At 57.5% G+C, this 23,768-nt stretch carries 21 protein-coding genes; 19 read left to right on the forward strand and 2 right to left on the reverse strand.

What is annotated here, in order from left to right; all coding sequences use genetic code 11:
* The first annotated feature begins 311 nt into the window (after nucleotides 1–311).
* The 7 genes from AC3WLT_RS15105 (at nucleotide 312) to AC3WLT_RS15135 (ending at nucleotide 8,586) form a co-directional block, all read left to right on the forward strand.
* Nucleotides 312–1,511: an arabinose transporter gene (locus AC3WLT_RS15105; RefSeq protein ID WP_492592522.1), complete on the forward strand. Its 1,200-nt coding sequence runs from the start codon at nucleotides 312–314 to the stop codon at nucleotides 1,509–1,511.
* 631 nt (nucleotides 1,512–2,142) lie between these two features.
* Nucleotides 2,143–3,138 carry an inositol 2-dehydrogenase gene (iolG, locus tag AC3WLT_RS15110; RefSeq protein WP_492592523.1) on the forward strand — a complete coding sequence of 332 codons (996 nt, stop codon included), beginning with the start codon at nucleotides 2,143–2,145 and terminating at the stop codon, nucleotides 3,136–3,138.
* Between the two features lie 35 nt (nucleotides 3,139–3,173).
* Nucleotides 3,174–3,446 (forward strand): hypothetical protein, encoded by a 273-nt coding sequence (locus AC3WLT_RS15115; RefSeq protein ID WP_492592524.1) that lies wholly within the window; start codon nucleotides 3,174–3,176, stop codon nucleotides 3,444–3,446.
* Between the two features lie 59 nt (nucleotides 3,447–3,505).
* Nucleotides 3,506–4,246, forward strand: coding sequence for an ATP-binding cassette domain-containing protein (locus AC3WLT_RS15120; protein WP_492592525.1), 741 nt, complete (start codon nucleotides 3,506–3,508; stop codon nucleotides 4,244–4,246).
* Nucleotides 4,247–4,269: 23 nt separating this feature from the next.
* Nucleotides 4,270–5,283 (forward strand): ABC transporter permease, encoded by a 1,014-nt coding sequence (locus tag AC3WLT_RS15125; RefSeq protein ID WP_492592526.1) that lies wholly within the window; start codon nucleotides 4,270–4,272, stop codon nucleotides 5,281–5,283.
* Between the two features lie 38 nt (nucleotides 5,284–5,321).
* The gene (locus tag AC3WLT_RS15130; RefSeq protein ID WP_492592527.1) at nucleotides 5,322–6,320 is read left to right on the forward strand and encodes a sugar-binding protein; all 999 of its coding nucleotides are present in this window, start codon (nucleotides 5,322–5,324) and stop codon (nucleotides 6,318–6,320) included.
* A 1,081-nt stretch (nucleotides 6,321–7,401) separates the two neighbouring features.
* Nucleotides 7,402–8,586: a porin gene (locus AC3WLT_RS15135; protein WP_492592528.1), complete on the forward strand. Its 1,185-nt coding sequence runs from the start codon at nucleotides 7,402–7,404 to the stop codon at nucleotides 8,584–8,586.
* Nucleotides 8,587–8,800: 214 nt separating this feature from the next.
* On the opposite strand, the gene AC3WLT_RS15140 is transcribed toward AC3WLT_RS15135, so the two are convergent.
* Together AC3WLT_RS15140 and AC3WLT_RS15145 are read right to left on the reverse strand one after the other, a co-directional pair.
* Complete coding sequence (locus AC3WLT_RS15140) at nucleotides 8,801–9,844, reverse strand: LacI family DNA-binding transcriptional regulator (RefSeq protein ID WP_492592529.1); 1,044 nt, start codon at nucleotides 9,842–9,844, stop codon at nucleotides 8,801–8,803.
* Nucleotides 9,823–10,002: a hypothetical protein gene (locus AC3WLT_RS15145; RefSeq protein ID WP_492592530.1), complete on the reverse strand. Its 180-nt coding sequence runs from the start codon at nucleotides 10,000–10,002 to the stop codon at nucleotides 9,823–9,825. The genes AC3WLT_RS15140 and AC3WLT_RS15145 overlap by 22 nt, the downstream gene beginning before the upstream one ends.
* A 241-nt stretch (nucleotides 10,003–10,243) precedes the next feature.
* Between AC3WLT_RS15145 and AC3WLT_RS15150 the strand changes: the two genes are divergently transcribed.
* From AC3WLT_RS15150 to groL, 12 genes are all read left to right on the forward strand, one after another.
* A complete protein-coding gene (locus AC3WLT_RS15150) occupies nucleotides 10,244–11,158 on the forward strand; it encodes a LysR family transcriptional regulator (RefSeq protein ID WP_492576688.1) in 915 nt (304 codons plus the stop codon).
* Between the two features lie 144 nt (nucleotides 11,159–11,302).
* Entirely contained in the window at nucleotides 11,303–12,226 is a 924-nt protein-coding gene (locus AC3WLT_RS15155) for an intradiol ring-cleavage dioxygenase (protein WP_492592531.1), read from the forward strand.
* A gap of 69 nt (nucleotides 12,227–12,295) precedes the next feature.
* Nucleotides 12,296–13,177, forward strand: coding sequence for a sugar phosphate isomerase/epimerase family protein (locus tag AC3WLT_RS15160; RefSeq protein WP_492592532.1), 882 nt, complete (start codon nucleotides 12,296–12,298; stop codon nucleotides 13,175–13,177).
* A 35-nt stretch (nucleotides 13,178–13,212) separates the two neighbouring features.
* On the forward strand, nucleotides 13,213–14,205 hold the full coding sequence (iolG, locus tag AC3WLT_RS15165) for an inositol 2-dehydrogenase (protein WP_492592533.1): 993 nt from the start codon (nucleotides 13,213–13,215) through the stop codon (nucleotides 14,203–14,205).
* A 24-nt stretch (nucleotides 14,206–14,229) separates the two neighbouring features.
* Nucleotides 14,230–15,318 carry a Gfo/Idh/MocA family protein gene (locus tag AC3WLT_RS15170; protein WP_492592534.1) on the forward strand — a complete coding sequence of 363 codons (1,089 nt, stop codon included), beginning with the start codon at nucleotides 14,230–14,232 and terminating at the stop codon, nucleotides 15,316–15,318.
* 96 nt (nucleotides 15,319–15,414) lie between these two features.
* Complete coding sequence (chvE, locus tag AC3WLT_RS15175; protein WP_492592535.1) at nucleotides 15,415–16,485, forward strand: multiple monosaccharide ABC transporter substrate-binding protein; 1,071 nt, start codon at nucleotides 15,415–15,417, stop codon at nucleotides 16,483–16,485.
* A gap of 92 nt (nucleotides 16,486–16,577) precedes the next feature.
* The gene (gene mmsA / locus AC3WLT_RS15180) at nucleotides 16,578–18,107 is read left to right on the forward strand and encodes a multiple monosaccharide ABC transporter ATP-binding protein (protein WP_492592536.1); all 1,530 of its coding nucleotides are present in this window, start codon (nucleotides 16,578–16,580) and stop codon (nucleotides 18,105–18,107) included.
* 1 nt (nucleotide 18,108) lies between these two features.
* Nucleotides 18,109–19,317: a multiple monosaccharide ABC transporter permease gene (gene mmsB / locus AC3WLT_RS15185; RefSeq protein WP_492592537.1), complete on the forward strand. Its 1,209-nt coding sequence runs from the start codon at nucleotides 18,109–18,111 to the stop codon at nucleotides 19,315–19,317.
* Between the two features lie 152 nt (nucleotides 19,318–19,469).
* Complete coding sequence (locus tag AC3WLT_RS15190) at nucleotides 19,470–19,766, forward strand: Dabb family protein (RefSeq protein WP_154872768.1); 297 nt, start codon at nucleotides 19,470–19,472, stop codon at nucleotides 19,764–19,766.
* A 23-nt stretch (nucleotides 19,767–19,789) separates the two neighbouring features.
* The gene (locus AC3WLT_RS15195; protein WP_492592538.1) at nucleotides 19,790–20,851 is read left to right on the forward strand and encodes a maleylacetate reductase; all 1,062 of its coding nucleotides are present in this window, start codon (nucleotides 19,790–19,792) and stop codon (nucleotides 20,849–20,851) included.
* Nucleotides 20,852–21,643: 792 nt separating this feature from the next.
* Nucleotides 21,644–21,934: a co-chaperone GroES gene (groES, locus tag AC3WLT_RS15200; protein WP_007178996.1), complete on the forward strand. Its 291-nt coding sequence runs from the start codon at nucleotides 21,644–21,646 to the stop codon at nucleotides 21,932–21,934.
* A 52-nt stretch (nucleotides 21,935–21,986) separates the two neighbouring features.
* Complete coding sequence (gene groL, locus AC3WLT_RS15205) at nucleotides 21,987–23,627, forward strand: chaperonin GroEL (RefSeq protein ID WP_492592539.1); 1,641 nt, start codon at nucleotides 21,987–21,989, stop codon at nucleotides 23,625–23,627.
* Nucleotides 23,628–23,768: the final 141 nt, after the last annotated feature.

Below are 23,768 nucleotides of genomic sequence, written 5' to 3' on the forward strand. Positions count from 1 at the left end.
ACGCTGGCATATTCCGGGGCAGAGAAATGCAGTTTATCGTTACCGAAATTGATTGTTTCATTAGCAATGCCATGCAATAAAATATGATCGCTCATTTCTGCGTTGAGCGCGTCAGATCCATGAGATGAGGAGGCAGAGATGACAGTAACCCATCCCAAGATCATTGGCGCCTTGCTGAAATATGCTGGGCGGTACTGCTGACTTTCGTAACGGGAGAATCCCGGGCATGGTCTTGCAAGTGAACCTGTCCGGGAACTGCCCGACGCCAGCGGTCGACGAGGAGACCGTTTTCAATCGGGAAGCAGCCTCTTATGAATTGCAATTCGAAACCCGTTACAGCGGTGACTGCCAAGACTCCCGGGACTGCGGTGGGACGCAGCGTGTTTTGCCTCAGTGCGGCGGTCTTTATCTGCGGGATTACCTTTGGCGCCCTGTTGCCGGTCGTTTCTATTTTCGTCGGGCGACTGCTCGGGTTCAGCGATGTCATTGCCGGTACGGCTGTAAGCGCGCATTTTCTTGCGACACTGCTCACGCGCGGATATGCCGGACGTGAGGCTGACCATTTGGGAGCCCGCAGGTCGATGTTGCGGGGTTTGTTGGCGTGCTCGGCTGCCGGCGTGGTATTCGCTGGTGCAACGCTGGTCACGGGGGCACCCGTTTTTCAACTGGTGTGCGTGATGGTCAGTCGTGTGTTTTCGGGTTTGGGAGAAAGTCAGCTCATCACAGGTGCGTTGACCTGGGGAATCGGCCTGGCGGGTGCGCAGCGCTCGGGCAAGGTGATGGCGTGGAACGGAATGGCGCTATATGGCGCGATTGCAGTAGGTGCGCCATGCGGCATGGCACTAGTTCACATCGGAGGCTTCACTCTGGTCGGCGTCGCAATGATTGGACTGCCGTTGATTGCGTGCATTGTGGTGCTTACCCTTTCAGCGGTCCCGGCCAGCGGGGGGCATCGCAGCGGCTTTCGTGAGGTACTCGGAGTCGTCTGGCGCCCCGGGATAACCCTCGCGTTGCAAGGTTTTGGTTTTGCTGCAATCGGCTCCTTTGTTTCCCTTTATTTCGTTGCGCGGGGATGGGCAAATCCGGGGCTGGCTTTATCAAGTTTCGGCTTTTCTTTCGTTCTGGTCAGGCTGTTGCTCGGTTCGTTGCCTGATAGGTTGGGCGGGTATCGGGTCGCACTGGGATCGATGTGTGTCGAGGCAGTCGGCCAACTCATCATGTGCCTGGCGTCCAATAGTGCGGTCGCCGTATTGGGTGCAGCCGTGACAGGAGTGGGATGTTCGTTGATGTTTCCGGCGCTCGGATCGATGACCGTGAAGCGAATGCCATCGCACAGCCGGGCCATCGCCATAGGAACCTTTACCGCTTTCCAGGATGTCGCCTATTTCGTAACGGGCCCGCTTGCGGGTCTGATCGCGTCAGGGCTGGGGTACCAGGCCATCTTCGGAGCAGGTGTGGTTACGTCGTGTGCCGGCGTCGCCATGACGGTATGGAGCAAACGGGCAACATGACTGCTCATCAGCATGCGCCAGACAGGGTGAGTCGTCTGATTGCAGTCTCGCGCAGATTGTTGGAGATCGGCCAGGTTCCATTGCCGACGCAAACACGCTTTGCGGCAACGGTTTGAAACCTGGTAGCGATGCCGGAAAAGATGCCGAATTGGTCGGCTCACTGCATATAAATTTCGTACAACCTATTAAATAGAGATTGTGAAGTTGCCGAACAGAACGGAGTGTTTACGATTTGAACCAACGGATCGACTCGTGCCGCAAGACACACCGTGCGGTGAATCATGGAACCTATCGTTTTCCCTCGGTTCACCTTGCAGATCGCGCTGCCTGGCGAGGAAAAGCCTTGTCGCAAGGGCATCTCGGCTGATCCGGGCGACCTCGGGAAGATCGGTGAAGGCGCACGCAAACCTTGACACGCAACAAAAATTGCATAATATAGATTATGCAACATTAAGTGCCTGTCACACCAGAGCGCCGCCCCATTGCCACATCGACGAATGACGGATTGACCCGTTTCGCACGACTGTCAGTCGCGTGTGAATGGCAGCAAGAAACCTGGTGAAAGTTAGTTTTGCATCGATGTGCCTAGCCGGTCGGACCCGGCGACCGTCAATCAAATTGGAGACATGGTATGACTCGCATTGCCGTATTGGGCGCTGGACGAATCGGCAAAATCCATGCTGCAAACGCTGCTGCTAGCCGGCACGCGTCGTTAGTCGTGGTAGCTGATCCATTCGAAAATGTCGCTCGGTCGCTCGCAGAACAACTTGGATGCGAGGCGGTTTCGAATCCCCTGGACGCAATTTCGCGTGCAGATGTAGACGCTGTGATCATTGGCACGCCAACCGACACGCACGTCGACTTGATGTTGGCTGCGGCGCGTGCGGGGAAAGCTGTGCTTTGCGAAAAGCCGGTGGATCTGGACATTAAGCGCGCCGACGCCGCGGTGGCAGAACTGGAAGCAATGGGGGCGCGGGTGATGCTGGCATTCAACCGGCGTTTCGATCCTAGCTCGATCGAGCTTCGACGTGCCATCGACGCGGGCGATATTGGCGACGTCAGACAGGTGATCATCTCGAGCCGAGACCCCGGGCTGCCGCCGCTGGATTATTTGAAGCATTCGGGCGGAATCTTCAGAGATATGACCATCCACGATTTCGACATGGCGCGATGGCTGCTCGGTGAAGAACCCGTGTCGGTGATGGCTGTTGCGAGCAGGGTCGTGGAGAGCACGCTCTCAGAACTCGACGACTTCGATACGTTGATGGTGATCATGCAAACGGCGTCTGGGAAGCAATGTCACATCAACTGCTGCCGGGAAGCCGTCTATGGATACGATCAGCGGTTCGAAATTTTCGGCTCGCGGGGAATGCTGCTGAACGAGAATTTGAGGCCTACAACCGTGCGTCGATATACGGCGGAGCAAACCGAGTCTCGGCAACCCTTGCTCAACTTTTTCCTTGAGCGCTATGCCGACGCATATCGGGCCGAACTCGAAGCGTTCCTTACGGCATTGCGCGACGGTCTGCCGATGCCGGTCACGCCGAAGGATGGCCGTCAGGCATTGAAGCTTGCGGATTGCGCAGTGGAATCCGTGAGAACTGGACGAATGATAAAGGTCGACTAAGGGGCGACCCGCTGGCTCTGCGATTGGCCCGTTCCATGATTGCCAATCGCGACGTTAGCGCGATTGGCAATTTCTGCCCTACGCACGCGGGATCAGATCAGCGAAGGATTTACGGCAATTTCATCGTTGCGCCCGGTCATCAACCCGGCTTCAACGATTTGAAAATAATCGAGGTCGCTGACTTCCTGAAGGCGATCGCAGGCGGGCCGATGACTGGACAGGACTCTCGCAAAGTACGGGAGATTAAAAAGGTTATCGACACTTCCATTCGCTCCTCGCGAGAGAGGAGTTGGCTCAACGTGTCTTAAGTCACCGAAGGATCACGGCCTTGATGCCGTGACGTTTACAAAATCAGGAGACGTGGTCTATGGCTATTCTCGAGTTAAGGAATGTATCGAAAAGCTTCGGCGCGATTCAAGCCGTTTCGGACGTCAGCTGTTCGATTGCAAAGGGTGAAGTAGTCGCCCTCATGGGAGACAACGGCGCAGGAAAATCTACGCTCGTCAAAATGATTGCCGGCAACTTTTCGCCGACCGGCGGTCAGATTTCTGTGGACGGCGAGCTTTGCCATTTCAATCGGCCAATCGATGCCAGAGACAAAGGTATCGAGGTGGTTTATCAGGATCTGGCGCTGAGCGATAACCTGACGGCCGCCGGAAATGTCTTCCTCGGCCGTGAACTGAAGCGCAAAGTTGGCCCGTTCAGCATCCTGGACGACAAGGCCATGGCCGAACGCTCAGCCGAACTTTTTGCGGAACTGAAATCTGAGACTCGCCCGTGGCAACTCGTACGGAGAATGTCGGGCGGGCAGCGCCAGGCTGTGGCAATCGCCCGTACTCGTCTTTCCAATCCGAAGCTCGTTCTCATGGACGAACCGACCGCAGCCATAAGCGTTCGACAGGTCGCCGAAGTCCTTGCCCTGATCGAGCGGCTCAGAGACACGAATCACACGGTGATCTTGATCAGCCACCGCATGCCCGACGTCTTTGCGGTTTGCAGTCGCGTTCTCGTCATGCGTCGCGGTCGGAAAGTTGCGGATAAGAGCATCGCCTCAAGTTCGCCTGAAGAAGTCACAGGGCTGATCACGGGTGCGATCGAATCGGCCTGACAGCGATCCAGGAGGAAATTATGATGAACAAGCAATCCGCAGCGAGGATTGATGATTTTAGCGCCATCGTCCAACGGCGAAAGTCTGGCTTTCTACAGTCCATTACACATGCTCAGCCAGTGTGGGTCTTTTTGGCTATGCTGCTCGTCTGCTTCGTAATGAGCTTTGTGAGCGACAAGTTTATGTCGACACAAAACCTCTTCAACACGAGTCGAAATTTTGCCTTTACAGGCATCATGGCACTGGGTATGACGACCGTAATTATCACCGGCGGCATCGATTTGTCGATCGGTTCGGTGATGGGCGTCTCAGGAATTGTGCTTGGGATAGTAATGGCTGGAGGGCACTCGATCTGGATCGGACTAGCAGCGTGTCTCTTGACCGCGACAGTGTGTGGTCTGGTTAACGGGGTGCTGATTGCATATTTCCGCATGTCGTCGTTTGTTGTAACACTCGGGATGCTCGCGATTGCCAGATCGCTCGCTCTGGTTTTCTCGAACAACAAGCTCTTTTGGGAGTTTGGACCTGATCAGGCACTTCTGTTTCAAATCGGAGGAGGAACGACGGCGGGCATTGCGAACCCCGCCTGGGTGCTGGCGATCATGACAGTGGTCTTTATCCTGGTGTACCGCTACTCGGCATGGGGACGGCATGTTTTCGCGCTCGGCGGAAACGCCGCGGCGGCGAAGCTGTGCGGCATCCCCATTGAGAGACTTACCGTCTCGGTCTACGTCCTGTCGAGTCTTACAGCAGGCATCACCGCTTTTCTGATGGTCGGTTGGCTTGGCTCGGTAACGAACGCCTTAGGACTATCAATTGAGTTGCAAGTGATCGCGGCGACTGTTATCGGGGGCGCAAATCTAGCCGGTGGTATCGGCTATGCCATCGGCGCTCCGATCGGCGCAGCGTTAATCGAGGTTATCCGCAACAGCCTCTTATTGGCCGGCGTCGACCCCTACTGGCAGGGCACGTTCCTCGGCGGATTCATCATTCTTGCAGTAATGCTGGAGAAGTTGCGTCGCAAGTCGAGTGACTGACTCGACGGATTCTTAATAAAATTATGGAGGAGTGCACGATGAAAAAAGCATTGTTGCCGCTGCTGGCGCTCGGGGCTGCCCTGTGCGTCCAGTCGCTCACTGTCCGCGCTGAGGATGTCTATGCGCTAGTTCCCAAAGCAATGAACAATCCCTACTTCGACCTGGCTCGTGACGGATGCAACAGCGTAACCGACAAGTTGAAGGGCGGGAAATGCCTCTATATTGGGCCATCGGAGGCCAACGAGCAGGAGCAGATTCAAATCATTCAGGATTTGATTACGCGTCACGTCAAGGGTATTGCGGTGTCACCTGCAAATGCGCCGGCGATCGCACGTGCCTTGAAGGCGGCGCAGGAGGCTGGCATTCCGACGATTACCTGGGATTCGGATCTTCTCCCGCAAGACAAGTCATATCGGCAGGCCTACGTGGGGACGAAGAACTACGATATCGGTGTGAATCTGGCGAAGCTTCTGCAGCAAATGAAACCGCAGGGAGGCAAGATCTGTCTGCAGTCGGGCGGGGCTGCAGCCGCGAACCACAATGAACGGCTGCAGGGGATTCGAGACACGCTGGCTGGCACACATGGCAGCACCCCGCCTGGAAACCGCGTGACGGGGCAACATGGCTGGACAGAGGTCGACGGGTGTCCGCTTTTCACGAACGACGACAGCGCAAAAGCGGATCAGCAACTGTCGGATATTCTGACGAAGTATGGAAGTCAGCTGGACGCGTTTGTATCGACTGGAGCGTTCACCCAGTGGTCGGATAACGCGTACCGCCAGGCCGTACAATCGGTGCTTCCGAGGATCAAGTCAAAGCAGCTCGTCGTTCTTGTTGCGGACACGCTGCCCATGCAGTTGAAGCAGCTAAAAGATGGCTACAGTAACGGCAATGTGGGGCAGAGACCGTATGAGATGGGTGCAAAGGCGATTCTGATGCTCCAGGAAATTTCATCAGGAAAGAAGGTTTCGGACCCCACGTATACCGGCATCGATATTTGCACGGCCGACACCTTGGACACCTGTCTCAAGCATTAACGGGCGCCAACTTCCGCAGTGGCGACGGGATTTTCTTCCGTCGCCCTGCGGAGCTAGGACTGTGCCGTTCAGTGAATGCCATTGTCAAAGCCCAGTGTGCGGCGAGGCTCGGATCGCGATGTTAGCGTTCGGCTTTGGCTGCGAATGTCAAGCGAGCACGTCCACTGTTTTTGTGCCAATACGCCATGCGATCAAAATCCGCCACCGTAGTTTCATCGTCCCGGAATTTGTCGAACCGTTGCGCCGGCACCATGCTTCGCTCGCGATTTCGGACTCGACCCAGCCTTGGACCTTTACACGTGCACGAGCACACCGTGTCGCAGATTGGCCGTGCGTAGCGGCGCAATTCGCGCTGAACTAGTGAGGCTGTGCGTTATGCCGTTCGACGCGCTACGGTGACCAATGGCCACTGCGACGCCCTAACACTGCCGAGCATCGCTGTGCACATATCAGCTTCCTCGGAACATCGGACAAGCGGGTAGCGCTTTGGTCTTCACCGATAGCGCTTGGCAGCCTTCGATTTTCCCGATTTCCACGAAAGAGATTCCCCATTCGGCTCTGTGTCTCCATCGTTGACGGATATACACTCGGGCCAAATTTACACCAGAACAACGACGGAGACGCGCCATGCCGCAAGCAGCCCTCTGCTTCGAGATCCCCCGTACTTCGATGAAGCGCACTCAGCGGACGCGGTCAGCAACCGCTTTGGTCAAGTTATCGTCGGACTACGAGCGGCTACAACAAGCAAGCGTAAGTGAAGACGCAGGACAGTCGGCATGCCTGAGGTGCTCTGACCGGAACCGGAAGAGAGCGGCGTCTCCCTGCGAGTGATTTGCGCTCCGCACTCCCAACCGAGATCCGAATGCGATGAAGGCGGCAACGATGCAGCCACTTCTTCAACGGATGTGGGAAACGCGCTTTCCGCGCAATTGATGACGGGCACTGGCCCAGTTTTTTGCATTACCGAATAATCAGGCGCTGCCGCCAATATCAAGTCGCCGCGATCGGATTTTCACCAGGCAGGTGATTAATATAGTAGTACTACTATAGTACTACTACATACATAAATAGAGGAGATGTGATGAGAAAGGTTCTGTTTGGGCTGTTCGCAATGACGGCAGCGGCGTCGGCAAGTGCGCAAAGCAACGTCACGTTGTATGGCATCGTAGACAACGGGCTTCAATACGAGACTGGCTTGCCGAAGGGGCACGTGTTCGGCGCACAGAGTGGCGGATGGGCCCAGTCGCGATTCGGCCTCAAAGGTGTCGAAGATATCGGAGGCGGTACACAGGCTGTTTTCCACCTTGAGTCTCGCCTCAACACACAAAACGGTAGCCTGGCCAACGGCAGCTTCTTCGAAGGGCAGGCGACTGTAGGTTTGCGCAATGACACATGGGGTCAACTGAAGTTTGGCAACATGGGCTCGGCCGAAATAAGTCAGTATTCGGGTGATGTCGACCCGCAGCAGACGAAGAAGTATGCGATTGGTACGCTGGTGCGTGGCCGGATCTTTTCGCAGGCGGGTAATGGTATTGAGTATCTGTCGCCGCAGGTCGCGGGATTTACGCTGCAGGGGCAATACGACCTGACGAACTCGACGAAATGGAACTCCGGGAATCCGGGAAGCGCGCCGGGCCAGTTGGGCTCATCGAGCGGTCTGGGTAGCGCTCAGGGGCGATCGGACGGCATCAAGCTGTCGTACCAGACAGGCGGCCTTTTCTGGCAGGCCACATATGATGAGGTCCGCGATCCCAACGGCCAGTTCAGCAATGTGTACCTGGCCTCGCGCTCTATCCTTACGGGTGCGACCTACGCGTTTGGCCCCGTCGTTGCGTATATTGGCTATCAGCACCTCAGCGCACCCAACGCGTCCAATGCAGGATACTTTGGTACGGCCACTCCGACAACGCTGCCGTCAGGCACATCGCTGCCGACAGCAGTCAATCACGAATGGATTGGGGCCATCTGGCAGACCACGCCAGCGCTTTCGATCACCGGTGCGGTGTATCACGCAAACGCCAATCACGGCAATGGTAACGCGACGCTATACACACTGGGCACGAACTATTCGCTGTCGAAGCGGACGCTCCTCTATACCGAGCTCGGTTACGTTCGGAATAGTTCAACGTCCAATCTTGGGCTAGACAGCGGGCTGTATGGCGCGAACACTAATAACGACCCGGTGAGCAGCGCCGCGTCCAGCACAAACCCGAACTATGGCAAGAGCCAGTTCGGCGTGATCGCGGGTATCGCCCACCAGTTCTAGGGCGCGTGGAAGGGGTTCGGGACAGTTTGTATCTCGAACCTCGGCTGGGGCGGGCGCACTTTTCCGTGTCATCTAACCGTTCCCGCCCGACGAAGGCTGACTTCGCGCCAGACGATTTGCGAGCGAGGTTCGACCGCGAGATTTGGAGCCGACAGGAGGCGGCCAGTCGCAACCCGATCCCCGCTCGCTTTAAACATTGCCTCCATCAACATCGTTATGAACGAAACCGGCTCGCTATATGCTCTGGAATGTTCTCGGGCGTCACGACGACGACCGATGAGGAGGGCGATACGGCAGACGCTGGCAGGAGCTTGTGGAAGTGCATGATGTGTTGGCACGCCGATCGCATGTCCTGGCGCAGGTCGTGATATAGAATCACTTGCACCTTGCCCTCGCGCAGCAGGCGCACGTTGTCTTTGTCCAGATCGTGCCCGATAAAGCAAAGCGGTGATTGCTGTTGAGCTTCGAGTGCTCGGAGAATGGCGAGATTTCCACCTCCCATGGAGTAGACCGCAGCGATACGGGTATGTGCGGCGAGGACCTTGCGGACTCGTTCTTCCGTGGGCGTGTCAAGGCCGTGGCCGCCACTGGCGTCAATTAACGTAAGCTGTGGAGATCGGTTCCTCAGCGCGCGTCGAAAGCTTATTTCACGTTCCTCCTCGCCCCTGAAGCGTTCGTCGCTCATCGTTATCAGGATGTTACCGGGCTGCGGACCTAATAACCAGGCAAGAAGGTATGCGGCAGTGGCGCCGGCGGCCCGATTGTCCAGCCCCGCGTATGCGACGCGACGGGACAACGGGATATCGGTGAAGATCGTGATCACTGGAATGCCGCGGCGCTGTAGTTCGCCTATTGCCTCCGCAATTTCGGGAACATCGCGCGCCTTCAGGAAAACCCCATGGCTTCCTCTGCGTCCAATTGACCGAAGAGCTTCGAGTACCTCAGCCGTTGTCATCGTTTCGCGCATCAGGAAACGCGGCCGAAAGACGACCGGGCGCAACGCGGCCAATTCTGCTTCAAGTGCATGTTTGATTTCGTCAGAAAAGCGTGCAGGGGCTTCTACGACTACATCGACTACGAGCTTCCGACCGGCGCTCGCCAACTGCACTTCCTGTCTTTCGAGTTCCTTGATGGCTTGCTCGACTCGCGTGCGTGTGTGTTCGCGAACATGAGCGCGCCCATTCAGCACCCGGTCGACTGTTGCCACTCCGAGCCCTGCCTGCAGAGCTATCTCCTTTATAAGAAAGCGGTGAGCCATTCCTGGGCCTCGTGTTTGATGTTCTTTTGATGGTTCATGATATCCCAGCACCAGCTACGGATGCCATGTTTCAGAAGCAGGGCGACTGCTGCCCGACGCGTGATGCGGCGGACGTCAGGCAGCGGATCCCGTTGTTCGACTGTCAGCAGATCGTTCACATTGCGTATGAGTAAATGATCACACGTTGCCACGCAACACGGCACAAATTCACGGCCAGGTCAGGGTAACTCCGAATATTGATGTGTTTTTGATGTGTTTCGTGTCTCCCGTCGATAGATTTTCTGGCTTATGATCTGCTGCGTGCGGGAAGTGGCTGGTTGGACGTACTTATCGATGGCGCTCGCCTGCGTGCACTGTCGTGCTGCGTGAGCTTGAGGAAAGGTGGGAAGGTGCAAGCAGATGGACCAGTTCAAAGAATTACAGCTATTCGTTGAGGTTGCCGAGACGGGCAGTATCAGTCGGGCTGCGGAGGCTGTGGACCTCTCCATCTCCGCAGCAAGCCGCTACCTGATCTCGCTGGAGACTCGACTGAGTGTCCAGTTGGTGCGCAGGACGACGCGGAATCTCTATCTCACGGAGGCTGGCGCAGAATTTCACCGGCGCTGCAAGTCCATCCTGGCAGACCTCGGCGAAGCTGAGTCGGTCATCAAGGAAGCGATCGTACGGCCAAGTGGCGTGCTTCGCGTTACCGCGTCGCTTTCGTTCTGCATGCTGCATATTGCGCCTATGCTCCGTGAGTTTACGGCATGTTATCCGGACGTCACGGTGGATGTTGTGGCAGCCAATCGCTACTATGACATCATCGAAAATGGCATTGACGTCGCAATCCGAACCAAGGTTCTTGAGGCGGACAGCAACATAACGGTCAGGCGGCTTGCCGCAACGCGGCGAATACTGGTTGCGGCTCCTTCGTACATCGAAGCAAATGGTTTGCCATGCTTCCCGGCAGAATTGGTCAGGCACAAGGTATTGAATTACGCACTCGCCGACAATCCGCGGGAGCTCGCATTCTGTCGCACAGGCGAATCGGTTCTCGTCAAGATCAAGCCTCTTCTTGAATCCAACGACGGCCAGATACTTCGGGTCGCCGCGCTCGACGGCATGGGCATTCTCGTGCAGCCCAAGTACATTGTGTACGACGACCTCAAGGCGGGCCGCCTGGTTCCAGTGCTGAATGACTGGGACCTGCCCCGGCTCACGATGAACATTGCATTCCAGACCCGCGCTCATATGCCGGCAAAGGTTCGCCTGTTTATCGACGCACTTGTCGAGCGGTTCCAGCAGAACGAGTACGAGCGGCACTGGACCGCATGACGGTCGCGCGGCACAGTCAACCTGCCGGCCCTTCCCACTTTCCCACCTTGCACGAAAGAGATTCCCTTTTCAGCTCTGTTTTGCCGGCTTCGAGGAATATAGACTCGTCTCAAAGCTGTACGAAAACATTGAAGGAGACGCTCCATGCAACATGCAGCACCCTCTGTTTCGCCATCCCCATCACCGTATTTCGATGAAGCGCGCTCGGCCGACGTCGTCAACGCTCGCATGGGACAGAATGCCGGCGAGCGGCTGCAACAGGTCATGACGACTCTGGTCAAGCATCTGCATGCGGCGGTGAAGGAAATCGAGCCGACGCACGAAGAGTGGTTTGCCGCGATCCGCTTCCTGACTGAAACCGGTCAGATGTGCACCGACTGGCGACAGGAGTACATCCTGCTGTCGGACATCCTCGGCGTTTCGATGCTTGTTGACGCGATCAATCATCGTCGGCCGAACGGGGCCACACCGAATACGATTCTCGGCCCGTTCTATGTCGCGAATGCACCCGAATATGAGAACGGCACGAACATCTGCCTCGACGGAAAAGGTGAGCCTCTGGTCGTTGCAGGGCGTGTGACGGACATCGAGGGCGCACCTATCGCGAACGCGAAGCTCGAAGTCTGGCAGACCAATGACGATGGCTTCTACGACGTCCAGCAAAAGGGGATTCAGCCGGAATCGAATCTGCGTGGCGTATTTACCTCGGATGCAGAAGGCCGGTACTGGTTCAGGTCCGTCAAGCCGCGCCACTATCCGATTCCCTCGGACGGGCCGGTCGGGAAACTCCTCGGTGCAATGGGCCGTCACCCGAACCGTGCGGCGCATCTGCATTTCATCGTGACCGCGCCGGGCTACGACCCTGTGATTACCCACATCTTCACGCCTGATTGCCCTTATCTCCCCGAGGACGCAGTTTTCGGCGTGAAGCGGGAACTGATTGCCGAATTCAACAAGATTGACGACCTCGGCGCGGCATGGGAGCTCGGCTTCTCAGCTCCCTTCTGGTCAGTGACCTGGGATTTCACTCTGGCAACTTCCACGAATCCGGCGCGGGCAATCGCATGACTGTGCTGCATGCAGCACCAAGTTTCGTCGAACATTTTGAACCGTCTTGAATTGCAGGAGCAAACTGAAATGAGCACCAAAGACATCGAACTGCTGGCTGCGTACTGGACTATTGCCGGCGACGTCTATCCGTGTGGACCGGCCGAAATCAGTCCGTTCCCGCTGCGAGACCGTTGCGAAGCGGCATCGCGTGCTGGCTGGAGCGGCATCGGCCTCATCCTCGATGACCTCGAGTACAGCGTGGAGAAATACGGGCTCTCCGGCGTCAAGAATATTCTGGACGACACGGGCATGAAGAACTTCGAGCTCGAAATTCTTATGGACTGGTACCTCGACGGCGAGGCGCGTGCCAAATCGGACAGTTTCCGTCGCCGTGTCATCGAACTGGGCGGCGAACTTGGCATGCGCAATTTAAAAATCGGCGCGAGCCCCTTCGACGAAAGTCCGGCTGACTTTGCGCGCATGACCGACGAATTCGCGAAACTTTGCCAGGATGTCGCGACAGTCGGCGCGACGGTCGCAATCGAATTTATGCCTTTTTCTCCCATCCGAAACATCGGAGACGCGCTGAAGATTGCTGAAGGCGCCGACCAACCCAACGGTGGCCTGATGGTTGACCACTGGCACGTAGCACGCGGTGGCAGCCCCTATAGCGAGGTCGCCCGAATCCCAGCGCGCTTCATCAAGGGAGTAGAACTGAATGACGTAGGCGCGCAGGTTAAAGGAACGCTGTTTGAGGACTCGAGCTTTAACCGCCAGCTTTGTGGCGAAGGTGCCGGCGACTGTCCCGCCTTTATTGATGCCCTGCAACAAGCAGGTTGCACGCTTCCTTACTACGGCGTGGAGCTCATCTCCGAGAAGCACCGGAAGTTGCCGCTCGACGAGATGGCAAAGCGCGCCTACGACACCACCATCGCTCAGTTCTCGGCAAAAAGCGCGACTTCTGCCTGAAGCCCTTAAACCACAAAGTACTTCTGGAGACTCACATGATTCGAATCGCTGTACTCGGCGCTGGCCGGATTGGTCGTATTCATGCAGGCAACGTTGCCGCTAGCCCGAACGCGAAGCTGGTTGTCGTAGCAGACCCCTTTGAGAAGGCCGCCACCTCGCTCGCCGAACGACTCGGCTGCGAAGCGTCGACGGATGCCTCGGCTGTCCTCGAGCGTGATGACATCGATGCCGTTGTCATCGGCACACCGACGGACACCCACATCACGTTCATGTTGCAAGCGGTGGCGAAAGGCAAGGCTGTGCTGTGTGAAAAGCCAATCGACCTGGACATGGAGAAGTCGCTCGCAGCGGCGAACGAGGTCGAGCGCCTCGGCGGTCGTGTGATGCTTGCGTTCAACCGCCGCTTCGACCCGACGTCCCAGGCATTCCGCAAGGCGATCGACGCAGGCGATGTGGGCGAGGTGCGCCAGGTTGTCATCTCCAGTCGCGATCCGGGTATGCCACCCCGCGATTACGTCGAACACTCCGGCGGGATCTTCCGGGACATGGTGATTCACGACCTCGACATGGCCCGCTGGCTACTGGGCGAAGAGCCGGTCGAAGTGATGGCAATGGCGAGCCGGCTCGTCGACCCGTCGCTGGCGGAGCTCTCTGACTTCGACACGGTCATGGTGCAGCTTCGCACAGCTTCGGGCAAGCAATGCCACATCAATTGCTGCCGCGAGGCTGTGTACGGCTACGACCAACGCATGGAGGTGTCCGGCTCCAAAGGCATGCTCCTGCAGGAGAACCTCCGGCCTTCGACGATCCGTCGCTGGACGAAGGAGGCAACCGATGTCCGCGAACCCCTCCTCAACTTCTTCCTCGAGCGGTACGAAGCGGCCTACAAGGCTGAACTCGAAGCGTTCGTCGAGGCACTGCGTACGAATGCACCCCTGCCGACTTCGGTGCAGGACGGCCTCAAGGCATTGCGTCTGGCTGACTGCGCACTCGAGTCCGCGGTGTCGGGGAAATCGGTCAAGGTGTAACTGGCAATCAGGAGGAGACAAGACATGACGCGAAAGATTGATGCCAACGAAACGGTAGGCGTGGCGTGCCTCGGCATTACCCATCCGCACACGTCCGGTCGGGTCAAGGCAATCCAGCGTCGTTCCGACGCGAAGATGCTCGGTGCGTGGGACACCAGTCCGTTGCTCGAGCCGTTCGTGGACGCGCTCGGCCTCGAAGCGCGCACGAAAGACGACATTCTCGCCGACGACAACGTGCACGTCGTACTCGTCCACTCGAAGAGCGAGAAGATGGCCGACCTGACCATCGAGGCACTCGAGGCCGGCAAGGCAGTGCTGTGCGAAAAACCTGCAGGCCGTAGTTCCGCGGACGCCAAACGCATCGTCGAAGCGGTCGAGCGTACGGGCGGTCTCGTGCAGGTGGGCTACTGCTGGCGCTTTGCTCCGTCGGTTGACGCCATGCAGGCGGCGCTCAAGAGCGGCCGCCTCGGAAAGGTGGTCCAGGTGCGTGCGCACGGCGGCTGCTCACATGACGAGGCGGGAACGGCTCATATGACCCAGCCGGGCGACATCGGCGGCGCCGTTTTTGTCATCGGCTGCCACCTCGTCGACCGCATTCTGCTGCATTTTGGCCTGCCGCGATCCGTCAATGCCCGTATCACGAAGTTTCCGAACTTCCACGGCGACGAGTCGCGCGAGGATGCAGCGGGCGCCGTGCTGAACTACGAAGACAAGATCGTTGTCATCGACTTCATGTCGTGGGACGTGCTGCCCTGGACGGAAAGCTGGGACATCACGGCGTACGGCACCGAAGGCATCATGTCTTCCCGTTCGCTGCCGTCGAGCTACAAGATCTACGACGCGGGCAAGGGCGCCCATCCGGAAGGATGGACCGAATGGCAGGAAACGAGTTTCCCCGAAATCTGGGCCACGAAGAAGACCGAATATTCGCCCGACATTGCGGAAATCGGGAACCCGGTTTACTTCGACCGCGAATCGAACGCATTCTTCGACGCGCTTCGCAACAGCACGCCGTCGGTTATCCCCGCCACACAGGCGTACAACATCAGCCGCGTCATTGAGGCGATGTTCGCTTCGTCGAAGCAGGCCGGCGCAGAGGTCTTTATCGAGTAGGAAGGTGAGCGGCTGGCCTCGTTTCGGGGCCGGCCATCAAGAACTGACTAACGAAAGTCAGAAGTAAATTATGTAATCCTTATCAGGAGACAAATGATGAGCATCATCAAAAACGTCGCGGTGGTTGTGGCCGTCTCGATTGCACTGTCTGCGGCTTCCCTATCCGCTTACGCGCAGGACAAAGGAGTCATTGGGATTTCGCTGCCGGACAAGACGGAGTCGCGGTGGATTACCGATGGCAAGAGCATGGTCGACGCGCTGAAAGCGAAGGGCTATTCCGCCGATCTCCAGTACGCCAACTACGACGTGCCGACTCAGGTCAACCAGGTCGAGAACATGCTGGCCAAGGGCGTCAAGGCGCTCGTGATCGCCCCGATCGATGGCAAGACCTTTTCCGACGCTCTGGCGCTTGCACAACAGAAGGGCATCAAGGTCATCTCGTACGATCGCCTGATCAGCCAGACCAAGAACGTTGACTACTACGCCACGTTCGACAACTACGGCGTGGGTGTCCTGCAGGGCCAGAGCATCGTCACCGCCTGGCAGAAGAAGGGCAGCAAGACCCCCTTCAACATCGAGGTCTTCGGTGGCTCGTCGGACGATAACAACGCGCATATGGTCTACGCCGGTGGCATGTCTGTGCTCAAGCCCTATATCGACAGCGGGAAGTTCGTCGTTCGCAGCAAGCAGGTGCCATTCGAGAAAGTCGCCACCCGCAACTGGGACGGCGCCACGGCCCAGTCCCGCATGGACAATCTGCTGAGCGCCTTCTATGGCAACAACCGGCTCGATGCCGTGTGGACGCCGAACGACGCCATCGCGATCGGTGTGATTTCTTCGCTCAAGGGTGTTGGCTACGGTTCGGCGCAACAGCCGATGCCGGTCGTCACGGGACAGGACGCGGACCTGCAGAACGTCAAGGGAATCATACGCGGCGACCAGACCACGACCGTGTTCAAGGATACGCGCAAGCTGGCCAGCATCACGGCCGATATCGTGGACGACGCGCTGAGAGGCAAGCCCGTGCCTGTGAACGACACGAAGAGCTACAACAACGGCGCCAAGATCGTTCCGACCTATCTCGTGAAGCCCGCACTCGTCGACAAGGACAACTGGCAGTCGGAGCTCGTCAATAGCGGGTATTACACGCAGGCGCAGCTGAAGTAACGAAGTTCTGGCTTCCGTGGGTGCCGGACGTGTAGTTGCAGCCGGCACCACACAGACACGTATTGCACGTGACCGACCCGAGGAATACGACGATGGAAACCATTCTGGAGATGAGCGAAATTCAGAAGAGCTTTGGCGCGGTCAAAGCCCTGAATAACGTCAATCTTAAAGTCCGCAAAGGCGAGATTCACGCCATATGCGGCGAGAACGGCGCGGGTAAGTCGACGCTGATGAAGATCCTGAGCGGCGTCTATCCACACGGCTCTTACGCGGGCAATGTGGTCTACGACGGTGAAGATCGTGCGTTCTCCGATATTTCCGACAGCGAGGAGGTGGGGATCATCATCATCCATCAGGAACTCGCACTCGTGCCCATGCTCTCGATTACCGAGAATATCTTTCTCGGTAATGAGCAGTCGAGGCGGGGCGTTATCGACTGGCAGGGCTCCCGGTCCAAGGCGAAGGAACTGCTGGCGAAGGTCGGTCTGACTGACTCCCCCGATACCCCCGTAGGCACGCTCGGCATCGGCAAGCAGCAGCTTGTAGAAATCGCCAAGGCATTGTCGAAAGAGGTCCGTCTGTTGATCCTGGACGAGCCTACGGCAAGCCTCAACGAAAAGGACAGCGACACGCTGCTCAATCTCCTGCTGGAGCTGAAGGCGCGAGGCGTGACGTCCATCATCATTTCGCACAAGCTCAACGAGATTTCACGGGTTGCCGATGGCATCACGGTCATCCGCGATGGCTCGACTGTCGATGCGCTCGACTGCAAGGCCGAAAGTGTGAGCGAAGACCGCATCATCAAGGCGATGGTCGGCCGTGAGATGTCCGACCGTTATCCGAAGCGTGTTCCGAATATCGGCGACGTGATTTTCGAGGTCAGGGACTGGCGCGCACAGCATCCGACCCAGCGGGAGCGCGCCGTCATCAAGGGCGTCAATCTCAAGGCGCGAAAGGGCGAGATCGTCGGTATCGCCGGTCTTATGGGCTCCGGGCGGACCGAGTTTGCCATGAGTGTCTTTGGCGGAACGTACGGTCAGGATATTTCCGGGACCGTGCTCATGCACGGAAAGCCGGTAGACGTGTCGTCGGTACAGAAGGCCATCAAGGCGGGTCTCGCGTATGTGACCGAAGACCGTAAAGGAAACGGCCTGGTCCTTGACGACAACATCCAGCGAAACATCACATTGGCGAACCTCGCAGGCGTGTCGAAACTCGGGGTGATCAACGAACACGAAGAAATATCGGTCGCGGCGGATTTCCTGAAGAAGCTCCGTATCCGCGCCCAGGGAGTAACACATGTGGTCGCCAATCTGTCTGGCGGCAATCAGCAGAAAGTCGTGCTGAGCAAGTGGCTGTTTTCGGAACCCGAAGTACTCATTCTGGACGAGCCCACACGCGGCATTGATGTGGGAGCGAAGTACGAGATTTATAGCATCATCAATCAGGCGGTTGAAGCGGGTAAGTGCGTCGTCATGATTTCTTCGGAAATGCCGGAGCTTCTTGGCATGTGCGATCGCGTTTATGTCATGAACGAAGGCCGCTTCGTCGGCGAGTTCACCGCGGAAGAGGTCTCGCAGGAGAAGATCATGCGGGCAATCATGCGAAATGGAGGCATCTAAAATGCGTAAGGCACTCTCGCCGGCGGCGCCGCAGGACGCCGGAGTCAAAAATAGCGAAATCGTTCGGGCGCTCAAGCGCGGCGCCAGTGAGTACGGGCTGCTGATTTCGCTCATCGTCATCATGGCATTCTTCCAGGTGTCGACGAGCGGGGTGTTGATGCAGCCGCTCAATCTGACGAATCTGGTACTTCAGAACAGCTACATCGTCATCATGGCCCTCGGCATGCTGATGGTGATCGTTGCGGGCCACATCGATCTCTCGGTCGGTTCGACCGCGGGGCTCGTGGGCGCGCTCGCAGCGGTGCTGATGGTGCAGTTCAATGTCAACTACGTGCTGGCCACCGTCATCTGTATAGTCACCGGCGCGCTGATCGGAGCCGTCCAGGGTTACTGGATTGCGTTCTGGCGGATGCCGTCGTTTATCGTCACGCTGGCCGGCATGCTGGTATTTCGCGGGCTGACGAACCTCGTGCTGCAGGGCCAGTCCATTGGACCGTTCCCGGACGCTTTCGCTACGGTCAGTTCCGGCTTCATTCCGGACGTCTTTCATGGGCAGAGCCTTCACATCACATCCATCCTGCTTGGAATTCTCGTGGGCGCATTGTTTTTCGTGATCGAACTTCGACACCGCGCGAGCGCAACCAGATACGGTATGGATAGCGGGTCGTTCTCGATGTTCATCGCGAAGAACGTCATCCTCACGGCCCTGATCGTCTTCTTCTGCTACATCCTTGCCTCCTATCGCGGCCTGCCGACGGTTCTCGTCATCATGGGAGTACTGATTGGCGTCTATACGTTCGTCATGAATCGCACCACCGTTGGCCGTCGTGTTTACGCGGTGGGCGGCAATGCGAAGGCAGCCAGACTGTCAGGCGTCAGTGTTCCGACGATCAGTTTCCTCACCTTCGTGAATATGGGTGTTCTGGCCGCATTGGCCGGCCTCATTTTCGCGGCCCGCCTGAACAGCGGCACACCGAAAGCAGGAACGGGCTTTGAACTGGATGTGATCGCTGCATGCTTCATTGGCGGTGCGTCCGCTTCTGGCGGTGTCGGGAGGGTGGTCGGCGCGGTAGTGGGTGCCTTCATCATGGGTGTGATGAACAACGGGATGTCCATTATGGGTATCGGCGTTGACTACCAGCAGGTGATCAAAGGGGTGGTGTTGCTCGCGGCTGTCTTTGTTGATGTGTACAACAAGAACAAGGCCTGAGCTTCGGATTCCGGACGCGCAGCCAGATGGTGTGGCCGAGACGCAGTCAATTTCAATGGCAGAGTGCCCGGCAATCCGAGGCAAAGCGGCTACATATACGGATGCCTAACCGGATGGATCGTGCGGGCATCACTAGTAAACACGGAATCGACATGATTAAGCACATCGTTATGTGGAATGTTCGCGGTGAGACGCCCGAGCAAAAGAAGCAAACGGCTCAACTGGTGAAAAGCGCCTTCGAAAGTCTGATCGGAAAAATCCCCGGACTAACGAAGCTCGAAGTCGGCATGGACGTGAGCGGTGTCGATTACGCCTGTGACGTCGTGCTCTACACCGAGTTTGAAGATCCGCAGTCGCTGGATGCATACGCGTCACATCCCGAGCATCTGCGCGTCAAGCAGGTCATTGGGGACAGCCGTATCGCGCGACACCAGGTCGATTACGTTTGAGTCGGTGAACGAAAGGGAAACTTATGTACGAATTTACCTACACGACGCCTGCCTCGCGGGTGGTGTTCGGCGCCGGCAGCATGAAGCTCATTCAGCAGGAAGTTGAGACGCTGGGCGCTCGCAGGGCGCTGGTTCTGTGCACCCCGGAGCAGAGAGCGCAGGCCGAGATCGTTTCGTCCCTTCTCGGTCCATCGAGTGCGGGAGTCTTCGACGGGGCGCAGATGCATGTTCCTATCGAGAACGCCCGGCGGGCGCGTGAGTACGCGAAGGCGGTTGACGCGGATTGTGCGGTGGCCATTGGCGGAGGCTCGACGATTGGTCTCGGCAAGGCCATCGCGCTCGAATCGTCCCTGCCGATTATCGCTATTCCGACGACCTACGCGGGCTCGGAAATGACCCCGATCTACGGCATAACTGAGAATGGACTCAAGCAGACGGGCCGTGACCAAAGGGTTCTGCCGAAAACGGTTCTTTACGACCCGGAGCTGTCGGTCGGTTTGCCGGTTCATCTCTCGTTCGTGAGCGGCCTGAATGCAATTGCACATGCTGCCGAGGGGTTGTATGCAAAGGATGGAAACCCGGTCATGTCGCTGATGGCTGAAGAGGGAATCCGCGCACTCGCCAATGGTCTGCGCGGCGTGAAGAAGAGCAGCACGGACAAGACGGCGCGCAGTGATTGTCTCTATGGCGCGTGGCTTTGTGGGATGGTTCTCGGCAATGTCGGCATGGCGCTCCATCACAAGCTCTGCCACACACTTGGCGGGACGTTCAACCTTCCGCACGCGGAGACACATGCGATTGTTCTTCCACATGCGCTCGCCTACAACAGCATCGTCGCAGCGGAGGCAATGACACGAATTGCGCGTGCACTCGATGCGGAATCTGCCGCAGACGGCCTGTATGACCTGAGCCAGGAACTCGGTGTACCTCGTGGTCTGCGTGAGATCGGACTGCGTGAGAGTGACCTTGATCGTGCGTGCGAGGTCGCGATGTCGAATCCGTACTGGAATCCGCGTCCGGTGGAGCAAGCGCCACTCAGAGCATTGATCCAGCGCGCCTGGGAGGGAAGTCGGCCTCGTCCTTGAGAAGCGGCTCGGGGCATACGCGAATGCATTGATTAGTTTTGGCGCTACATATATATGACAGTGAGAGTCCACCAGCCGCATAAGTGACAGACTGCAGGCGTTACCTCGACTTCGAGATTGCTCTCCTCATACTCGCGGTATTCCGGAGGCAGTCTTTGCAATGGGGATCGGCAAAACAGACATGTGGCGCACCGCGATACCGCCCGTCCGAGGTCCCAAGAAGCATCGCTGTAGTTCCAAATGGCCATCTCTCAGTTCCCGACTTCGTTTTCAATAGCGGCTTGCGTGGGATGCCCGCTGAGAATGTTCTGACCAGTTGGCTCGCGCGCCGTCACCTTCGCCAGCATAACAACAGCGCTCTCGTCTCTTCCACCAACCGCACGGCCATCGTGTCCAAGTTGGAGCGAAATATTCTCGGCTGCCGGTGGATTAAGGGATTTCCCTGGGCGAGCGATCGCAAAGAAAATTCGAGGAATTTGGTCGTCGATCAGCCTGTTCGCGAGTGAGCGATGTCCAGTTTGACGGCGGCAAGAACGTACGGGTAGAGCCCTGTTTTAAAAGGAAGTTACTGCAATTCGTCAGGTTTTTGCTGCGGTGCAAGGTTCAGACTTAAGCGAACAAAGTTCAAAATTAAGCGAATCTCGACACCCGCCCCATATCCCTTCTTGAATTTGTCACCACCCGTCCATATAATTAGCACTCGCTGCACGAGAGTGCTAACAACATCGCCGGTTGGCTCAGCCAACCGGGTTTTCTCAGCGTTCTTCAGTCTCAATCAAGAGAGGAGTATGTATGAACCTTCGTCCTTTGCATGATCGCGTGATCGTCAAACGTCTGGATCAAGAAACCAAGACTGCGTCGGGCATCGTGATCCCCGAAGCCGCAGCGGAAAAGCCGGATCAAGGCGAAATCCTGGCAGTCGGCCCGGGCAAGCGTGACGACAAGGGTGCACAAATCGCACTCGACGTGAAGGTTGGTGACCGCGTCCTGTTCGGCAAGTACGCAGGCCAGACCGTCAAGGTCGACGGCAACGAACTGCTGGTCATGCGCGAAGAAGACATCATGGCCGTGGTGCAGAAGTAAGCGCAGGTCGCTACTTCCCAGGTTATATCCCAAGAATTCAAGGAGTTAGAAGATGGCAGCTAAAGACGTCGTATTCGGTGATTCCGCCCGTGCCAAGATGGTTGAAGGCGTGAACATCCTCGCGAACGCTGTGAAGGTCACGCTGGGTCCGAAGGGCCGCAACGTGGTGCTGGAACGCAGCTTCGGCGGCCCGACGGTCACCAAGGATGGTGTTTCGGTCGCGAAAGAGATCGAACTGAAAGACAAGCTCCAGAACATGGGCGCGCAAATGGTCAAGGAAGTCGCTTCCAAGACCAGCGACAACGCAGGCGACGGCACCACGACCGCAACGGTTCTGGCTCAGTCGATCGTCCGCGAAGGCATGAAGTACGTTGCATCGGGCATGAACCCGATGGATCTGAAGCGCGGTATCGACAAGGCTGTGACGGCCGCTATCGAAGAACTGCGCAAGATCAGCAAGCCGTGCACGACCAACAAGGAAATCGCTCAAGTCGGCGCGATCTCGGCGAACAGCGATTCGTCGATCGGTGACCGTATTGCTGAAGCGATGGACAAGGTCGGCAAGGAAGGCGTCATCACCGTTGAAGACGGCAAGTCGTTGCAAGACGAGCTGGACGTTGTCGAAGGTATGCAATTCGACCGCGGCTACCTGTCGCCGTACTTCATCAACAACCCGGACAAGCAAGTTGCTGTGCTCGAAAACCCGTTCGTGCTGCTGCACGACAAGAAGGTTTCGAACATCCGTGATCTGCTGCCGGTACTGGAACAAGTCGCTAAGGCTGGCCGTCCGCTGCTGATCATCGCAGAAGACGTCGAAGGCGAAGCGCTGGCTACGCTGGTTGTGAACAACATCCGCGGCATCCTGAAGACGGTTGCTGTCAAGGCTCCGGGCTTCGGCGATCGTCGTAAGGCCATGTTGGAAGACATCGCGATCCTGACCGGCGGTCAAGTTATCGCTGAAGAAACCGGCCTGACGCTCGAAAAGGCAACGCTGGCTGAACTGGGTCAAGCGAAGCGTATCGAAGTGGGCAAGGAAAATACGACGATCATCGACGGCGCAGGCGAAGGTGCAACGATCGAAGCGCGTGTGAAGCAAGTGCGCACGCAGATCGAAGAAGCAACGTCGGACTACGACCGTGAAAAGCTGCAAGAACGCGTGGCCAAGCTGGCTGGCGGTGTTGCAGTGATCAAGGTCGGCGCTGCGACCGAAGTCGAAATGAAGGAAAAGAAGGCACGTGTCGAAGACGCGCTGCACGCAACGCGCGCAGCTGTGGAAGAAGGCATCGTGGCTGGCGGCGGCGTCGCACTGATCCGCGCACGTACGGCAATCGCTGGTCTGAAGGGCGCTAACGCCGATCAGGACGCAGGTATCAAGATCGTGCTGCGCGCGATGGAAGAGCCGCTGCGCCAGATCGTCACGAACGGTGGCGAAGAAGCCAGCGTCGTGGTGGCAGCTGTCGCAGCTGGCACGGGCAACTACGGCTACAACGCAGCAACCGGCGAGTACGTCGACCTGGTTGACGCAGGTGTCGTGGACCCGACGAAGGTGACGCGCACGGCGCTGCAAAATGCAGCTTCTGTCGCAGGCCTGCTGTTGACCACCGACGCAGCTGTTTGCGAACTGCCGAAGGAAGAAGGTCCGATGGGCGGCGGTATGCCCGGCGGCATGGGCGGTATGGGCATGGACATGTAATTTCAGTTGGGCTTCGTTCGAGGCTCAGTTGGAAGCACATGGGGAAGCACGCCGCGAGGCGTGCTTCCCAAAAGAAAAAACCCGCAGAAATGAACTGACCCCGCAAAGTTGGACATTCGTCCAACGATTTGGGGTGCAGTT

The sequence above is a fragment of the Paraburkholderia sp. FW306-2-2C-D06C genome, assembly GCF_058781505.1.

What these genes read in the sequence shown, in the direction of transcription:
- AC3WLT_RS15160 (WP_492592532.1), top strand. Translation starts at nt 12,296, where the DNA reads ATGAGCACCAAAGACATCGAACTGCTGGCTGCGTACTGGACTATTGCC.
- AC3WLT_RS15130 (WP_492592527.1), top strand. Translation starts at nt 5,322, where the DNA reads ATGAAAAAAGCATTGTTGCCGCTGCTGGCGCTCGGGGCTGCCCTGTGC.
- AC3WLT_RS15115 (WP_492592524.1), top strand. Translation starts at nt 3,174, where the DNA reads ATGATTGCCAATCGCGACGTTAGCGCGATTGGCAATTTCTGCCCTACG.
- AC3WLT_RS15125 (WP_492592526.1), top strand. Translation starts at nt 4,270, where the DNA reads ATGAACAAGCAATCCGCAGCGAGGATTGATGATTTTAGCGCCATCGTC.
- chvE (WP_492592535.1), top strand. Translation starts at nt 15,415, where the DNA reads ATGAGCATCATCAAAAACGTCGCGGTGGTTGTGGCCGTCTCGATTGCA.
- AC3WLT_RS15155 (WP_492592531.1), top strand. Translation starts at nt 11,303, where the DNA reads ATGCAACATGCAGCACCCTCTGTTTCGCCATCCCCATCACCGTATTTC.
- AC3WLT_RS15190 (WP_154872768.1), top strand. Translation starts at nt 19,470, where the DNA reads ATGATTAAGCACATCGTTATGTGGAATGTTCGCGGTGAGACGCCCGAG.
- AC3WLT_RS15120 (WP_492592525.1), top strand. Translation starts at nt 3,506, where the DNA reads ATGGCTATTCTCGAGTTAAGGAATGTATCGAAAAGCTTCGGCGCGATT.
- AC3WLT_RS15105 (WP_492592522.1), top strand. Translation starts at nt 312, where the DNA reads ATGAATTGCAATTCGAAACCCGTTACAGCGGTGACTGCCAAGACTCCC.
- AC3WLT_RS15170 (WP_492592534.1), top strand. Translation starts at nt 14,230, where the DNA reads ATGACGCGAAAGATTGATGCCAACGAAACGGTAGGCGTGGCGTGCCTC.
- iolG (WP_492592533.1), top strand. Translation starts at nt 13,213, where the DNA reads ATGATTCGAATCGCTGTACTCGGCGCTGGCCGGATTGGTCGTATTCAT.
- groES (WP_007178996.1), top strand. Translation starts at nt 21,644, where the DNA reads ATGAACCTTCGTCCTTTGCATGATCGCGTGATCGTCAAACGTCTGGAT.
- AC3WLT_RS15140 (WP_492592529.1), bottom strand. Translation starts at nt 9,844, where the DNA reads ATGGCTCACCGCTTTCTTATAAAGGAGATAGCTCTGCAGGCAGGGCTC.
- mmsA (WP_492592536.1), top strand. Translation starts at nt 16,578, where the DNA reads ATGGAAACCATTCTGGAGATGAGCGAAATTCAGAAGAGCTTTGGCGCG.
- AC3WLT_RS15135 (WP_492592528.1), top strand. Translation starts at nt 7,402, where the DNA reads ATGAGAAAGGTTCTGTTTGGGCTGTTCGCAATGACGGCAGCGGCGTCG.
- mmsB (WP_492592537.1), top strand. Translation starts at nt 18,109, where the DNA reads ATGCGTAAGGCACTCTCGCCGGCGGCGCCGCAGGACGCCGGAGTCAAA.
- AC3WLT_RS15195 (WP_492592538.1), top strand. Translation starts at nt 19,790, where the DNA reads ATGTACGAATTTACCTACACGACGCCTGCCTCGCGGGTGGTGTTCGGC.
- AC3WLT_RS15150 (WP_492576688.1), top strand. Translation starts at nt 10,244, where the DNA reads ATGGACCAGTTCAAAGAATTACAGCTATTCGTTGAGGTTGCCGAGACG.
- groL (WP_492592539.1), top strand. Translation starts at nt 21,987, where the DNA reads ATGGCAGCTAAAGACGTCGTATTCGGTGATTCCGCCCGTGCCAAGATG.
- iolG (WP_492592523.1), top strand. Translation starts at nt 2,143, where the DNA reads ATGACTCGCATTGCCGTATTGGGCGCTGGACGAATCGGCAAAATCCAT.